This window comes from Exiguobacterium sp. NPDC077395, assembly GCF_050269125.1.
Lineage (GTDB): Bacteria > Bacillota > Bacilli > Exiguobacteriales > Exiguobacteriaceae > Exiguobacterium > Exiguobacterium aestuarii_A.
This window is the reverse complement of the sequence record NZ_JBNNHU010000001.1, coordinates 954,144-969,034: the sequence shown is the minus strand read 5'-3', so window position 1 is coordinate 969,034 and position 14,891 is coordinate 954,144. Positions and strand designations below refer to the sequence as shown.

The 14,891-nt window shown below is 45.4% G+C and carries 14 protein-coding genes; 4 read left to right on the top strand and 10 right to left on the bottom strand.

Annotation, left to right across the window (positions count from 1 at the left end; all coding sequences use genetic code 11):
• Nucleotides 1-19 precede the first annotated feature (19 nt).
• Genes ACQKD4_RS04905 through ACQKD4_RS04895 form a run of 3 tightly spaced genes read right to left on the bottom strand, consistent with a single transcriptional unit; the run spans nucleotide 20 to nucleotide 2,053 of the window.
• Nucleotides 20-445 (bottom strand): Fur family transcriptional regulator, encoded by a 426-nt coding sequence (locus tag ACQKD4_RS04905; protein ID WP_214747940.1) that lies wholly within the window; start codon nucleotides 443-445, stop codon nucleotides 20-22.
• Nucleotides 438-1,295 carry a metal ABC transporter permease gene (locus ACQKD4_RS04900; protein WP_214693059.1) on the bottom strand — a complete coding sequence of 286 codons (858 nt, stop codon included), beginning with the start codon at nucleotides 1,293-1,295 and terminating at the stop codon, nucleotides 438-440. The genes ACQKD4_RS04905 and ACQKD4_RS04900 overlap by 8 nt, the downstream gene beginning before the upstream one ends.
• Entirely contained in the window at nucleotides 1,292-2,053 is a 762-nt protein-coding gene (locus tag ACQKD4_RS04895) for a metal ABC transporter ATP-binding protein (protein ID WP_214693061.1), read from the bottom strand. Before ACQKD4_RS04895 ends, ACQKD4_RS04900 begins: the two co-directional genes overlap by 4 nt.
• 186 nt (nucleotides 2,054-2,239) lie before the next feature.
• Between ACQKD4_RS04895 and ACQKD4_RS04890 the strand changes: the two genes are divergently transcribed.
• The 3 genes from ACQKD4_RS04890 to ACQKD4_RS04880 all read left to right on the top strand — a co-directional run bounded on the left by ACQKD4_RS04890 (nucleotide 2,240) and on the right by ACQKD4_RS04880 (nucleotide 6,201).
• Nucleotides 2,240-3,769: a Ppx/GppA family phosphatase gene (locus ACQKD4_RS04890; protein ID WP_427372615.1), complete on the top strand. Its 1,530-nt coding sequence runs from the start codon at nucleotides 2,240-2,242 to the stop codon at nucleotides 3,767-3,769.
• 2 nt (nucleotides 3,770-3,771) lie between these two features.
• The gene (locus tag ACQKD4_RS04885; protein WP_427372614.1) at nucleotides 3,772-5,937 is read left to right on the top strand and encodes an RNA degradosome polyphosphate kinase; all 2,166 of its coding nucleotides are present in this window, start codon (nucleotides 3,772-3,774) and stop codon (nucleotides 5,935-5,937) included.
• Between the two features lie 93 nt (nucleotides 5,938-6,030).
• On the top strand, nucleotides 6,031-6,201 hold the full coding sequence (locus ACQKD4_RS04880) for a DUF1427 family protein (RefSeq protein ID WP_074033351.1): 171 nt from the start codon (nucleotides 6,031-6,033) through the stop codon (nucleotides 6,199-6,201).
• Between the two features lie 29 nt (nucleotides 6,202-6,230).
• Here ACQKD4_RS04880 and ACQKD4_RS04875 read toward each other — a convergent pair whose 3' ends face one another.
• The 5 genes from ACQKD4_RS04875 to ACQKD4_RS04855 form a co-directional block, all read right to left on the bottom strand.
• Nucleotides 6,231-6,800: a hypothetical protein gene (locus ACQKD4_RS04875; RefSeq protein WP_427372613.1), complete on the bottom strand. Its 570-nt coding sequence runs from the start codon at nucleotides 6,798-6,800 to the stop codon at nucleotides 6,231-6,233.
• Between the two features lie 3 nt (nucleotides 6,801-6,803).
• The gene (locus tag ACQKD4_RS04870) at nucleotides 6,804-7,706 is read right to left on the bottom strand and encodes a deoxyribonuclease IV (protein WP_427373268.1); all 903 of its coding nucleotides are present in this window, start codon (nucleotides 7,704-7,706) and stop codon (nucleotides 6,804-6,806) included.
• An 81-nt stretch (nucleotides 7,707-7,787) separates the two neighbouring features.
• The gene (locus ACQKD4_RS04865) at nucleotides 7,788-9,131 is read right to left on the bottom strand and encodes a DEAD/DEAH box helicase (protein ID WP_214693072.1); all 1,344 of its coding nucleotides are present in this window, start codon (nucleotides 9,129-9,131) and stop codon (nucleotides 7,788-7,790) included.
• Between the two features lie 61 nt (nucleotides 9,132-9,192).
• Nucleotides 9,193-10,131, bottom strand: a complete 939-nt coding sequence (locus ACQKD4_RS04860; RefSeq protein WP_427372612.1) for a sugar ABC transporter substrate-binding protein — start codon at nucleotides 10,129-10,131, stop codon at nucleotides 9,193-9,195.
• Nucleotides 10,128-11,882, bottom strand: a complete 1,755-nt coding sequence (locus ACQKD4_RS04855; protein ID WP_337874026.1) for a HAMP domain-containing sensor histidine kinase — start codon at nucleotides 11,880-11,882, stop codon at nucleotides 10,128-10,130. Before ACQKD4_RS04855 ends, ACQKD4_RS04860 begins: the two co-directional genes overlap by 4 nt.
• A gap of 129 nt (nucleotides 11,883-12,011) precedes the next feature.
• On the opposite strand from ACQKD4_RS04855, the gene ACQKD4_RS04850 reads away from it, so the two are divergent.
• Nucleotides 12,012-12,965, top strand: coding sequence for a 4-hydroxy-3-methylbut-2-enyl diphosphate reductase (locus ACQKD4_RS04850; RefSeq protein ID WP_427372610.1), 954 nt, complete (start codon nucleotides 12,012-12,014; stop codon nucleotides 12,963-12,965).
• Nucleotides 12,966-13,008: 43 nt separating this feature from the next.
• Here ACQKD4_RS04850 and ACQKD4_RS04845 read toward each other — a convergent pair whose 3' ends face one another.
• Both ACQKD4_RS04845 and ACQKD4_RS04840 read right to left on the bottom strand, forming a co-directional pair.
• Nucleotides 13,009-14,121 (bottom strand): Nif3-like dinuclear metal center hexameric protein, encoded by a 1,113-nt coding sequence (locus ACQKD4_RS04845; RefSeq protein ID WP_427372609.1) that lies wholly within the window; start codon nucleotides 14,119-14,121, stop codon nucleotides 13,009-13,011.
• Nucleotides 14,121-14,837, bottom strand: a complete 717-nt coding sequence (locus ACQKD4_RS04840) for a tRNA (adenine(22)-N(1))-methyltransferase (protein WP_214749209.1) — start codon at nucleotides 14,835-14,837, stop codon at nucleotides 14,121-14,123. The genes ACQKD4_RS04845 and ACQKD4_RS04840 overlap by 1 nt, the downstream gene beginning before the upstream one ends.
• Nucleotides 14,838-14,891 lie beyond the last annotated feature (54 nt).

Below are 14,891 nucleotides of genomic sequence, written 5' to 3'. Positions count from 1 at the left end.
ATACAAAAAAGGGATTGAATCAATTCAATCCCTTTTGCTTACATTCTTTACAATACCCATATATCTCAAATTTATGATCGACCACTTCAAATTCAGGATCCACTGTTTCTACAAAACGCATCGGACACAAATCAAGTAGTTTTGTCTTTCCGCAACTTCGACAAATCAAATGGTGATGATGATGTGATGCGCTACATGTGACGCGAAACGACTTTTCGCCTTCAAGCTCTGTCGCTTCGAGTAGCCCTTCCTCAGCAAAAGACTTGAGGTTTCGATAAACTGTATCAAAACTCATCGTCGGATGCTTATCGCGCATATATTCCAGTACGTCTTTAGCACTGACGTAGCGATCTTCTTCAGAGAGAAAGGCATACATCTCAAGACGTTTCGGCGTAACTTTTAAAGAAGATGCACGAAGACGATTCAATTGTTCAGTCTCATTCATGTTGTACCTCCTTTTTCCTGAAACTCATCACTTTCTCAAGAATCATGACACCCGCCAAGATACCGACCGCGATTAACACGATGACCCCACCTGGTGCGACATCAAGGTCGTAAGCAAGGACAAGTCCACCGATTGTCGCAACTTCACCAAAGATGATGGACCAAAGGATTGTCTGTTTGAAACTTGAAGTGAAACGTAACGCCGCTGCGACAGGTAGCGTAATCAAACTTGATACGAGAAGCGTCCCGACGATTCGCATACTGACAGCGATGACAAGTGCTACGATGAACATGAACAATAGATGGAGCAATGTGCTCGGAAGTCCCGAGACTTTCGCTTGTTCTTCATCAAATGACAAGAACAATAACTGTTTATAGAAGATAAAGATTACAAGGACCGTTAAAATCGCCACACTGACAATCAATGTGATATCTGACTGACTCACTGCGGAGATTGATCCGAATAATAACGTCGACAAATCCACGGAGAATCCTCTTGAGAGCGAGATGAAAATAGCACTCAGTCCCATCCCAGCTGACATCATGATGGGAATCGATAATTCTTGAAAGTGAACATATTTACTTCGTAACCAGTTGAGTCCGAGCGCCGCCAATACCGAAATCAACGTTCCCATATAGAGAGGATTGAGATCAGCGAATAAGGCGATGTATTGCCCGAGAAATAAGCTGAATGAAATACCGGCAAGCGTCATATGTGACAGGGCATCGGCAATCAAACTCATTCGTCTAACGACGATAAACGAGCCGATGAGCGGTGCTGTGAAACCAATGACGAGCGCTGCAATGAACGCATAACGTAAAAAACTGTATGTCCAAAGGTCTGCAATCATGTTGTACCCTCATGGACAAGCACTTTCACAGGATATGGTTTAATGGATGACGCCAGTTCACCGAGCTCGCTATATTCTCGAAGACCACAATTACATGCCAAACGCCCACGGTCGAGATGGACGACTTTCGTGACGAGGTCCGTCACGACGTTTAAATCATGGGTGACGAGGACGAACGTACACGTCGTATGTTCCCTGAGCATATGCAGCACTTCATAAAAGTCTTGTAAGTGTTTCTGGTCCACACCAACCGTAGGCTCGTCTAGAATCAATAAGTCAGGCTGATTGACCATTGCCCGCGCGATAAAGACGCGTTGTTGTTGACCTCCTGACAAGTCCCCAATTTTACGATGGCGGAACTGCCACATGTTGACCGTCTCAAGCGCATTTTGAATCGCTGCCTGGTCCTCCATTTTTAGACGCTTAAATAAACCGAGGCGGCCATATCTCCCCATCGCCACAACTTCTTCAACAGTAACCGGGAATCCCGAGTTAAATGAAGCCGCTTTTTGGGAAACGTAACTGATACGAGACTTATCTTTAAACTGCGAAATTGGCTTTCCGAACAGTTCAACGGATCCTTGTTGTGGTTGTAGTAAACCAAGAATCGTTCGAATCAATGTCGACTTCCCAGAACCGTTTTCTCCAACGATTGCGACGAAGTCCCCTTGTCGAATATCAATCGAAACTTGTTGTAAGGCCGGTGTCCCATCATAGTAATAAGACACATCGTTTAATTTGACGACGGATGCTGTCATCTAATCCCTTCTCTCATTTGATAAATCGTAATCATTTCTACTTTCTAAGCGTTTGTATTATACAGAATATCCGGCACGCCTTCAAGCGAGACCGTTCTCGCCAATCAAAATGTTTTAAATTCACGTAAATCATATGTTCGTCCAAAACCTTGTCGATTACACTAAAGATATGAAGGGGATGGTTTTATGGAAAAGAAACTTGCAGTCATCGATATCGGATCCAACTCGATTCGGAATGTCATCTTTGAAGTCAACGAGGAAGGACAATATTTCGAGCGCCTAAACGTGAAAGAAGTAGCTCGTTTATCTAGTCATATTAGTGACTCGAATGAAATGACAGAGGACGGAATCGCTGCTTTGATCGATACGCTTCGGCATTTTAAAGAATTGAACGATTATCATATCGTTACTGATGTTCTTCCTGTCGCGACCGCGGCCATCCGAAATGCAAACAATTCGGATGATATCTTACAGCAAGTGAAAACCGCCACCGGTATGACGATTCGCTTGCTAAGTGATTATGAAGAAGCATTCTACGGGTACTCTGCCATTGTCAATTCGACGTATGTTGAAGACGGTTACTCTGTCGACATCGGTGGGGGATCAATGGAGGTCACCTATTTCCAGAATCGTGAGCTTGTCTTTTATCATAGCTTCCCGTTTGGTGCTGTCACCTTGACGAAAGAGTTCATGAAAGACGATACGATGACAAAAGACGAACGCAAAGCGTTGACCTCATACTTAAAGAAAGCATTTAAGGAAATCGAATGGTTAGAACCTCATGGCGTCCCGCTTGTCGGCGTCGGAGGGACAGCCCGTAACTTAGTTCGCGTCGAACAGACCATGTCGAATTTCCCACTTGAAGGAATCCATCAATATACGATTTCATCCGATCAACTCGAAGAAGTCGTGGATGAGCTCGTCGGCATGTCGAGTAAGCAACTCGGGCGAATGGATGGACTGTCAAAAGATCGGGTCGACATCATCGCCCCGGCTGTCACAGCCATCGGCGAACTGGCGAAATATTTGAAAGTTCCGGAGTTCACGATGAGCAATAACGGACTTCGAGAAGGATTGTTTTATGAGAACTATTTACATGAGCATGACAAAGTGCGGTTTGCCGATGTGAAAGAAGAAAGTTTCCGACATTTTGAAAAACAATATGATGTGAACCCGACCCGCCACCAACACTTGATTCGATTGGCTCGTCAGCTGTATACCGGACTGATTGAAGAGAAGGCCATCAAACCGAAACCGTTCGAACCAGGTCTACTCGAGGGTGCTTGTCGTCTCGCTTATGTCGGCGAATATATCGACCATAACAATAAGAGCGACCACACGTTCCATTTGATCACGACGAATGATTTCAAAGGGTTGAATAATGAAGACCGGCTCGCACTCGCGCTCGTTACATCATTTAAATCAAAACGCGTGTTAGAACAACATATCGAGGCCTTTCCGAAGTGGTTTGACCACAAATTGTTGAAGAGTCTTGAATTGCTCGGTTCAATTGTCAAACTTGTCGACGCACTTGATTTGACAGAGCGCCAAATCGTCACGGACATCCACGTCTCTAGCTCAAAAGATGGTCTTACACTCTCACTTGATACGAACGGGTCTGCCCGCTTTGAGTTACAACGAAGCACTCGACACAAAAAACACTTAGAACGCGCAATCGACCAATCGATTGAGATTGTCTTGAACGAGGAGGAATAAACATGCCCGACTATACGTACGAACATTTCAACAATCGGGAACTTAGCTGGCTCGATTTCAACGAGCGTGTCCTCGAGGAAGCGGTGGACGATCGTAATCCGCTCATGGAACGGCTGAAGTTTCTAGCAATCTTCAGTTCAAACTTAGATGAGTTTTATATGGTTCGTGTCGGAGGTTTAAAAGATGAGGTGCTCGCAGGGTTTAACCGTCCGGAAGACAAGACAGGACTCACTCCGAAGCAACAGATTAAAGCCATCTCGATGCGTGCTCAAGAACTTGTCGAGACACAATATGCGACGTATAAGAAAATCACGAAACAATTATCCAATCAAAACGTACGCTTTTTGCGCACGAAACATCTGAACAAGACACAACAAGAATTCGTGAAAGAGTATTTCCGTACACACGTCTTCCCGGTTCTCACACCGATTGCCGTCGACGCCTACCGTCCTTTCCCGATGCTGTTATCAAAATCATTAAATATTGCCGTCGAAATCGCTTCGAATGGCGAAGGGAAAAAGCGACTCGCCCTCGTTCAAGTACCTTCCGTCCTACCCCGTTATCTTGAACTGCCTACGGACGACGAGGAACATACCGATTTGATTCTCCTCGAAGATTTGATCATTCAATTTATCGATTCCTTATTTAAAGGGTTTGTCGTCGAATCGACGATGCCGTTCCGGATTACCCGTAACGCGGATATGCCTTTCCATGAGGAAGGGAGTCGCGATGTGTTGAAACAAATTGAAAAAGAGCTGAAAAAACGTCGCTATGGGGTCGCCATCCGGCTCGAAGTGCAGCAACGCTCATTACGAAAAGAACTGTTATTCATGCTTCAAGATGTGCTTGATTTGCACGACCGTGATATTTTCATTGTGGATGGTCCGATTGATTTGACCTTCCTGTTCGGTATATATAGTCAAATCGGGATAGAATATGACGACATGATCAATGAGACGTTGATCCCATTTATCCCGGAAGGTCTCGAATCCGGAAAAGATTTATTCCAAAGTATCGCCAAACAAGATTATCTTCTTCACCACCCGTACCACTCGTTCGATCCAATCGTACGATTCATCGTCCAAGCCGCTAAAGATCCGAACGTACTGGCGATTAAACAAACGCTGTATCGGGTCTCCGGTGACTCTCCGATTATCAAGGCCTTGACCGATGCGGCCGAGAGCGGTAAACAAGTGACCGTCCTCGTCGAATTGAAAGCACGATTTGACGAAGAGAAAAATATTCAATGGGCCAAACAACTTGAAAAAGCGGGCGCCCACGTCATTTACGGTTATAAAGAACTTAAGACGCATTCAAAAATCACACTCGTCGTACGTATTTTAGAAGGTGGTGTGTTGCAACGATTCATTCACCTCGGAACGGGCAACTATAATGACTCTACAGCAAAACTGTACACAGATATTGGGCTCTTGACGACAAACGAGGAACTTGCCGAGGATGCCACGAACTTCTTCAACTGGCTCTCCGGTTATGGAGAGCGACCATCTTGGCACCAATTCGAGACGTCACCTGATGATATGAAAGACTTCTTCCTCAACAAAATTGAAGATGAAATCAAACTACACGAGAAGTATGGGAACGGTAGAATCGTTGCGAAGATGAATTCGATTACAGACCGGGCCATCATCACAAAATTATATGATGCTTCGTCTGCAGGTGTAAAAATCGACTTGATTGTTCGAGGAATCTGTTGTTTACGCCCCGGAATTAAAGGTGTCTCTGAAAACATTCGAGTCATCTCCATCATTGATCGCTATCTCGAACATTCACGTATCTTTTATTTTTATCAAAATGGTAAAGAAGACTTGTATTGTTCTTCTGCAGATTGGATGACACGCAACATGAAGAAGCGGATTGAAATTCTCTTTCCAATCCTCAATGCATCGCATAAAACGTACATCAAAGATATGATGGCACTCCAACTTGTTGATAACGTGAAAGCAAGAAAACAACGTTCCGATGGTCGTTACGTATATGTGAAACAAGAGAATAAAGAGGAAGAAATTCAGTCTCAAATCATCATTCACCAATATACGGGAGGACGCTGGAACAACATCCCTAGCGTGTTCGAGCGAGAACCTTCAAACTGGGCTGAGCGCGAAGTTTTACGACTCCGAGCTGAAAATGAGAAAATGACGGATGACTGATGTTAGACTTCTCAAATTGAGAAAGTCATTGTATAATGAATGCGGTTCAGTCATTATAAAGCGCTTTCATTAGAAGAGACGGAGGAATCATACATGCAAGAAATTCTGCTTTCACTACTCGCTGGCTTAATCTGTGGTGCTATCTTCACAGCACTCAAATTGCCATTGCCAGCCCCGCCTGTGTTACCAGGTGTCGTCGGAATCTTCGGGGTTTTCCTCGGGATGAAAGTATATCAATTCGTCGTGGCAAACTGGCCATTCTAAAAAAACGATGCCTCTCAGGCATCGTTTTTTTAGTCTAACGTATGAATCGCTTTATGACAGGTTGGACACACCCAAATTCCGTGGTCATCTTGCAGATGATATTCCATCAGTTTTGATGCATCGTTTCCGTATCGTTCGAAAAGATTGATCTCACAAACTGAGCATGTTGTCACCGGAGCGTACGGGGCGACAAGCTTCTCCCGAAACAAATGCGCTTCATAATTCTCTTTTGTCCATTTTGATGAGGGGACATGGTACCCATCCATCCATTTCTGATGAATCGACTCGTACGGTTCGTCCGCTTCATACATCCCTATCTTCAAAAGCGGGTGGTGAAAATGAAGTTGGATTAAATCGACCAAACTGTACGTCGCCACTTCTTCCTTTTTAGCGCCAAGCCAGTATGGATCGTCAGGTTGCTCGATCAATTCCTCTAACAATACCTCTGCCTCTGCCACGATCCCATGCCCGATCACTTCGATGAACGCTGTCGGGGTCGCCACGGACCCTTTTACATACACGGGACTTTGTTCAAGAAAATAGGTCGGGAAAGCGTGCCACACATCATATTGAGTTGGGTCGACCTGAAGGATTGCCATCGTTTATTGATAAGAAAGCGTGAAGCGTTCACGCCATTCAGGATCAAATTGATTCGCACGGAACATCTCGATCTCTTGTTTATATGGTGCCACTTTCGTTTTTTCACTAACTGGAATATATGGCGTCTCTAAAATTTTTGGGAGATGTGCAAATGCCTCATGATGAATGATTCGATTTAATGTATCGAATCCAATCTCACCATACCCGATATTTTCGTGCCGGTCTTTTCTCGCACCGCGCACGTTTTTTGAATCATTCACATGAATCACACCGAGACGGTCGAGACCGACGATTCGATCGAATTCTTCAATCACTCCGTCCAAATCACCGACTAAGTCGTAGCCTGCATCATGTACGTGACACGTATCGAAACAGACAGAGAGACGGTCATTGTGTGTGACGCCGTCTATGATTGTTGCCAATTCTTCAAACGTCTTTCCGAGCTCGCTTCCCTTCCCTGCCATCGTCTCAAGCGCAATCTTAACCTGTTCGTCACCAGTCAACACTTCATTCAGTCCTTCAATAATCCGGGCAAGACCAATGTCTTCTCCGGCACCAACATGAGCCCCTGGGTGAAGAACGACATGGCGAGCAACTTGGAGTGCTTCAGCACGCTTCAACTCTTGTGTCAAAAATGAAACGGCCAATTCGAACGTCTCAGGTTTTGTCGTATTTCCGAGGTTAATGATATAAGGTGCATGGACGACAATCTCTTCGATGTCGTGAGCAGCCATATGTGTGAGTGCCGCCTCGATATTCAAATCCTCAATCGGCTTTCGACGTGTATTTTGAGGAGCTCCCGTATACACCATCATCGTATTCGCTCCATATGAAACAGCCTCTTCGCTACCTGCAAGTAGCATTTTTTTACCTGATACCGAAACGTGTGAACCTATTTTTAACATCATCATCTTCCCTTCATAAGCTTCTATCTTCAGTTTACACAAAAAGAAGAACCGACTCCAAGAAGTCGATTCTTCAAACGATTAACGCTTGTTTTTCTTACGAGCGGCACGACGATCCGAGCGCTGTTGTTGCATGTGCTCACGTGAAGCCGTCTCTTTTAACTTATACTTAAATTTCTTCTTATAGCCAGGTTTCACTTTCTTCTTCGCCTTCTTGATTTCACCGGCCATACGACTATGTGCCGTATGCGAGACTTTCATCTTCCGGTCTGTTTGGCGACGGCGACGTGTTTTGATTGGCTGAATCGAACCATTGCGCAAGTCCACGTGTGTGAATTCGAACCCTCGTTCTTCGAGTCGGTTGATTGGTCCATTTTCATGGTCTTCATACAACGTATACGCCTCACCAGAAGCCCCCGCACGACCTGTACGACCGACACGGTGCGTGTAAAAGTCAAGGTCTTTCGGAATCCCATGGTTGATGACGTGAGAAACGCCTGAGATGTCGATTCCTCGAGCTGCCAAGTCTGTAGCGATCACGTATTGATACTTCGCGTCGTTAATGTCCTTGATGGCTTGTTTACGGCGACGTGCCTGCATGTCCCCGTGTAACGTACCGACATTCAGTCCCGCTTCACGGAATGATGTCTCCAATTCATCCGCTTCTTGTTTCGTATTTGTGAATACGAGACAGACGAACGGATTGATTGCTTTTGCAATTTCGACGGTCAATTCCTTACGGTCACGGTGACGTACCGGGATGACGTGGTGCTTGATTTTTGGTGCGACACGATGTTCCGGGCTCGCTTCAGCGAAACGTGGGTCGTGCAAGTAACGCTTCAAGAACGGCTCGAGCTTCTCAGGAATTGTCGCTGAGAAAACCATTGTTTGAAGTTTTTCTGGAAGTGATTGCGCGATGCGGTCAACTTCCGGCAAGAATCCCATATCGAGCATTTGGTCAGCTTCATCGACAACGAAATGCGTCACTTTATGCGGGAACAAGGCTTGTGCTTTCATCAAGTCAAGGATTCGTCCCGGTGTCCCGATAATGAGTTGTGGTGGATTTTTCATCTTATCGATTTGACGTTCGCGGTCTGTTCCTCCGACAATCAAACTTGATTTGATGTAATCCGGATTCTTAATGAGGATTGATTTTAATTCTTCATGAATCTGCCATGCGAGTTCACGTGTCGGTGCGACAACGATCGCTTGGACAGATTCCTCTTCTGGGTTGATCGCTTCTACGATCGGTAATAGGAACGCAAGTGTTTTCCCCGTTCCTGTTTGTGATTTCCCAATAATATCTCGACCATTTAGTGCAGCCGGAATAATCCGTGCTTGTATATCGGTCGGTTTCGTGATGCGTTTTTCTGTTAACGCATCGATCATAAACGGTAGCAATTTGAACTGTTGGAAGCTGTTCAATCGATACACCTCCTGTTTCTTTCCACTTTTCCTAGCATAGCGGAATCAAATCATTTGTCAATCAATCTTTTGCCACGCCTTCATATAAATAACTCGATGAATAATAATGCTTGGCAATTTTCTTTCCATTTAAATGTTGTTCGAGCGCTTTGAAGCCGACTTCCATCATCTCGTTTGGCGACTGTACGACAGTCGCATTGACTTTCCCATTTTGAATGAGTGGATAAATATCAGAAATGCCGTCTACCGATACGATCGTCTTGTCCGTTAAGTCATGACTTTCTAAAGCTCGAACGACGCCGAACGTATTATCGTCATTGTGCGAAAAGACAGCATCAAACGGAATTTCTTCTTCTAACCAACGTGACATCTCAATCTCTGCTTGGAACGTATCATAGTTCCCTGTGATGGAGGCAATGATCTCGAATTGGTCGGCATTCGCTTTTTCATATTCCCGAATCCCAAGACTGCGGTCCATCGTGGAGCGTACCTTCGGCGTACCCCTCACTTCGACGACACGAATCGGTCGATCCAGGTCGCTATATTTCGCGGCAATTTGTTCCGCTGCCATCCGCCCGATATCGACATTGTCGGAGACGACCGAAGTCAAGATACTCGGATGATCAATCATCCGGTCAATCGCAATAATCGGGATATTTTCTCGTTTTGCACGTTCTAACGACGGTTGGATGAACGTGTCATCGAGCGTCGTCAAGAAGATGGCCTCGACCCCCCGATCAATCAAGGAGTCCAATTTTTCTTTTTCTAACACGCGCGAATCTTCACTCGTCGTAGGAATTGGGATAAATCCTTTTTGGTTGGCCGTATGAACGAACGAGTCTAACAGCTTGTTCGCATGCTCATGTTTATCGCTGACGAACACGAATCCCACTTCTTTTTCATCTGTTTTTTGCTCCGGTATTTGAATCGATGTGATCAGAAGGATTGTCATGGCCCAAACGATTGGTAACCAGAGCCAATAATGTTTGAGGGTTTTCATGATGGATCTCTCCTTGGAATTTTGATCAACATCGCCGTTCCTTTGTCGACGACGCTATCAATCTCCATCACTCCGTTCACACTCTTCAAGTATTCTTGAATCATGTAAATCCCAAGACCGTTTCCGCTGTCTTTCGTCGTGTTGAATGCCGAACCGACTGTCTTGAGTTGTTCTTCTGTCATACCAATCCCGTTATCTTCAATTAAGAACCGATATTCCTGCTCCGTAAAGAGAACGGTTACGACAACACTTCCCTCTGCACCTTTCGACTCAACAGCCTCGACCGCGTTTTTGAACAGGTTATAAATGATTTGAACGAGCATGTCGAACGAGGCATAGAAAGGAGGCATGTCATTCGGAACGAGTAATTCCCACTTGGTCGGACGCTTGTAACATTCAGCATCCATCAAAAATTCGAGTCGCTTCGCAAAGTCTAACATATCAATCCATTCTTCGTCTCTTCCTGCCTGATCAGGTTTGGCAAGTGTCAGCATCGTTGAGATTAAATCATTCGCCCGCTCCAATTCTTTGATGGCGACGTCTACCATGTCTTTATTGCTTTGTCCTTCTCGTGCCAACTGTAAGGTGATATGGACCGGTGTGAGCGGGTTTCGAATCTCATGGGCAATCCCGGCTGCCAATTGTCCAAGTGACGCTAGCTTTTCTTGATGCAAAATCAATTGTTGCTGGCTCAACTGTTCACGCCTTGATGTTTCCATCCGCTGGGCGTAATCGTTGTACGTATCCAGTAATGTCTCGACTTCTTTTGAACCGGTCCTCTCGAGCGTGATGGCACCGAGTGACTGCTGCTTCTTGATCTGATTGACAAGTTCGACGAGCGGATTCGTCAACGTTCGCGAGAGCAACAATCCGACAAGGATGCTCAAGAAGAACGTCACAAGTGCAATCATCAAGTACTGCCAACGCGTATCGTAGACCGTCTCATATACAGAGTCGTTCTGATGTTTTGCAAGCATACTCCAGCCACTGACTCGTGCATCCGGTTCGTACATCATCGTGTCTTCTTCCGTACTTAAAATCGTACGTGTACTCCGTCCTAGTACGTCGTCAATGACTTCACGTGATACGCGACGTTCTGCATCTGTGACCAAGTTGAATGAAGTCGTCAACACTTCTCCTTGTTCATCTAACAGATAAAGAATCATATCATCATTCGCTGACTCAAGCGACCGTCGGTACAAGTCAGAGTTGAGCACACTGATGCTTCCACCAAAAATACCGATTGGTCGGTTGTCTTCAATGACAGGAACATATAAGAACGTTCCCATGTCCCCACTAATCATGATAGGGTCACTCATATATAGTTCTTTTCCACTCGCAGTCAATACTTCTGCGAACTTGGGGTCACGTTTGATCACAGAAGAGGAAACTTGACGCTCAGAATACCATTTAAACGAATTCTTGCTGACATCATAATAGAAAATCGATGTAAAACTCGTTCGTTGATTTAAATACCCTGTCCGGATACGTTCTTCAATCCACGGTTCGTTTCCGACGTATGCTCCAAGATAAACCAGGTCCTCATACAATTTACCGAGTCGGGACTCGACATTTTCAATACTATCGTCAATCGCATAGTCAAATTGCTCTTTCGCCAGCTCTTCTGCACGAGACACCGTGACGCGATCAGCAGAGAATGCAAGCGACGAGATAACAAGTGCTAAAATAATGATGATGATAAACGTAATTTGGAAAAAGTATGATTTTTTAAGTTCACGCAACTGTTTCATTCGATTCACGATGTCCCTCCTTTCTAACCTAAAAATTATAGCATGAATACACGCAAATCTTTTCGTATTTTCGAAACAATGTTAGACTAATACGTATGAAAGCACTTCGAAAGGAGCCTTCGTCTTCATATGAAAGTTAAAAAAATTAGTCCACGCGGATATTGCTATGGTGTCGTCGATGCCATGAAACTCGCAAATGAGGCGGTTGCAAATCCAGATTTGCCACGCCCGATTCATATACTCGGAATGATTGTCCATAATCGTCACGTCACACAGGCGTTCGAGGACCTCGGTGTCAAAACGGTTGACGGTGAGGACCGGATGCAGGCGCTTGAAACAATCGACCGCGGAACGGTCGTCTTCACGGCGCACGGGATTTCCCCACTCGTTCGGAAACGTACCATTGAAAAAGGATTGACGATTGTCGATGCCTCTTGTCCTGACGTCCTCGTCACACATGATTTGATTCGGGAAAAAACGGCTGAAGGATATGATGTCATCTATATCGGGAAACATGGCCACCCAGAACCAGAGGGCGCGATTGGAGTCGCACCGAACCATGTTCATTTGATTCAATATGAACATGAAATCGATCAGTTACCGAGTCGGTTATTCGACCGGAAAATTCTCGTGACGAACCAGACGACGATGAGTCAATGGGATGTCTCTGCACTGATTGAGACGATTCAGTCCCGCTATCCACACGTTGAAGTGCATAACGAAATTTGTAATGCGACTCAAGTTCGTCAAGAAGCCGTAGCCGAACAAGCCGGAGACTGCGAATTATTAATCGTCGTCGGCGATCCAAAATCAAATAACTCGAATCGTTTGGCGCAAGTCTCTAAAGAGATTGCCGGCACAAATGCGTATCGCATCGGCGATTTGAGCGAACTTGATTTGAACTGGCTCGAGGGTGTCGAGACCGTCGCCGTGACGTCTGGCGCATCTACACCGACACCAATCACGAAAAAGGTCATCGATTTCTTGTCACAGTACGATCCAGAAGATTTGAGTACACATGATAAAACACCATATCTCGAACTTCGCAGTATCTTACCGAAAGTAAAGGCATTGCGTAAGTGAACGAATCCCCCATTCTCAACGAGAAAATGGGGGATTTTTTATGTCATCTGAATTGGAACGGGTTCGTGTTCGCTTCGGAGATCATCAACTCGACATCGATTTTCCCTTTCTGAAACTTCTCTGTGAGAATCCCGACCACGCCACGCTTCATGACACTTTCGACATGGTGTCCTGGGTCGACGACCGCAAGCCCTAGTGCCATCGCATCATGCGCCACGTGGAAGTATAAATCACCTGTTACATAGGCATCTGCACCTTTGAAATGTGCAGCGGAAACATATTTGTTTCCGTCCCCTCCAAGTACAGCCACTTTCTCAATCAATCGTTTCGGGTCCCCGACGAAACGGACACCTTCCACTCCAAAGCTCGTCTTCACATGGTCGGCGAACGCTTCAAGTGTTACAGGACGTTCAAGTCTACCGATGCGTCCTAACCCGTATACGTGTCCTTCAATCTCGTCTCGAATCAAATCGTATGCTACTTCTTCATACGGATGAGCATCTTTCATCGCTTTCAAGACTCGCTTCTTCTGGCTTTCGCGGACGACCGTCTCGATTCGAACCTCATCGACTTGTTCTGTCTCGTGAACTCTACCAATGAATGGTGTCGTCCCTTCAAGAGGAGTGAATTGTCCTTTTCCAGAAACTCGGAACTGACAATCCGCATAGTCTCCGATATGTCCGGCACCTGCTCTGCCTAATGCACGTGACACGTCTTCTGCGTGTGATTCCGGCACGAACACCGTTAATTTATAGACTGGCTCTTCATACGTTGGTACAAGTACTTTTGTGTCGTGCAACCCGATTGCTTCACTCATCCAATCGTTCACACCGCCAACACAAACATCTAAATTTGTATGTGCCACGTAGACCGCGATGTCATGCTGAATACATTTCATCGTGATTTTCCCTGCCGTAGAACGATCATTAACTTGAGATAACGGACTAAAGATAGGCGGATGATGGGCAATGATCAAATCCACCTTTTTCTCAATCGCTTCATCCACGACCGATTCAAGCACATCGAGCGTTACCATGACCCGTTTGACATCTTTATTGAGTGATCCGATCTGCAAGCCGATTTTATCTCCTTCGACTGCTAAGTGTTTTGGCGCAAACTCTTCAAACAACTGGATCACTTGATTGCCGTTCGCCATTACTGACTCACCTCTCTCATTTTGTCACGCATCCGTTTGAATTCGATTTGTTTTTGAACCAACGCCTCTGACTGAATGCCATCTGCCATTTGACCGAGTACATATTCGAGTTTATCCGCTTCACGACTCCACTTCAGTTTAAACGCCTCAGGGCGTTCCTGAATCAAATATGGACCGAATAATAGTTGCCAAGTCCGTTCTGTGAGATCGTCACTATACATCGTTTCAGTCCCTTTTTCGCCGACGAGAATCTCATATACCTTATCATTCTCTTCGACAATCGCTTCTTCGACGAGAACATATCCATTCTCAAGCAACCAACTCCGAACGTGTTGTCCGTCGACATTCGGTTGAAGAATCAGACGCTCGACTGCACCGAGCTTCTCTTTCCCGGATTCTAGAATCGAACGAATCAAACTGCCACCCATCCCACAAATCGAGATACATGTCGCTTCGTCTTCATGTAATACAGCCAGACCATCACCGAGACGTACATCAATGACTTCTCGCGCTCCAATCAAGTCTACTTGTGCTTTTGCGGCCTCCATCGGACCAACATTTACTTCGCCTGCAATCCCCTTTGAAATGATTCCTTGTTGAAGGGCGTAGCATGGCACATATGCGTGATCCGACCCAATATCAGCGAGCACGCTTCCTTTCGGGATATAATCGACAACTTGCTTCAAGCGGCGATCTAAGATGACACGTTCTTGCATGTAAGACAACTCCTTTGTTCTACTTCTTCCCTAGCGTATCGAATTCTTTACACT

Coding starts and splice junctions, on each gene's coding strand:
- ACQKD4_RS04880 (WP_074033351.1), top strand. CDS start 6,031: ATGCAAGAAATTCTGCTTTCACTACTCGCTGGCTTAATCTGTGGTGCT.
- ACQKD4_RS04860 (WP_427372612.1), bottom strand. CDS start 10,131: ATGAAAACCCTCAAACATTATTGGCTCTGGTTACCAATCGTTTGGGCC.
- ACQKD4_RS04905 (WP_214747940.1), bottom strand. CDS start 445: ATGAATGAGACTGAACAATTGAATCGTCTTCGTGCATCTTCTTTAAAA.
- ACQKD4_RS04895 (WP_214693061.1), bottom strand. CDS start 2,053: ATGACAGCATCCGTCGTCAAATTAAACGATGTGTCTTATTACTATGAT.
- ACQKD4_RS04875 (WP_427372613.1), bottom strand. CDS start 6,800: ATGGCAATCCTTCAGGTCGACCCAACTCAATATGATGTGTGGCACGCT.
- ACQKD4_RS04885 (WP_427372614.1), top strand. CDS start 3,772: ATGCCCGACTATACGTACGAACATTTCAACAATCGGGAACTTAGCTGG.
- ACQKD4_RS04845 (WP_427372609.1), bottom strand. CDS start 14,121: ATGGCGAACGGCAATCAAGTGATCCAGTTGTTTGAAGAGTTTGCGCCA.
- ACQKD4_RS04850 (WP_427372610.1), top strand. CDS start 12,012: ATGAAAGTTAAAAAAATTAGTCCACGCGGATATTGCTATGGTGTCGTC.
- ACQKD4_RS04855 (WP_337874026.1), bottom strand. CDS start 11,882: ATGAAACAGTTGCGTGAACTTAAAAAATCATACTTTTTCCAAATTACG.
- ACQKD4_RS04890 (WP_427372615.1), top strand. CDS start 2,240: ATGGAAAAGAAACTTGCAGTCATCGATATCGGATCCAACTCGATTCGG.
- ACQKD4_RS04870 (WP_427373268.1), bottom strand. CDS start 7,706: ATGTTAAAAATAGGTTCACACGTTTCGGTATCAGGTAAAAAAATGCTA.
- ACQKD4_RS04840 (WP_214749209.1), bottom strand. CDS start 14,837: ATGCAAGAACGTGTCATCTTAGATCGCCGCTTGAAGCAAGTTGTCGAT.
- ACQKD4_RS04900 (WP_214693059.1), bottom strand. CDS start 1,295: ATGATTGCAGACCTTTGGACATACAGTTTTTTACGTTATGCGTTCATT.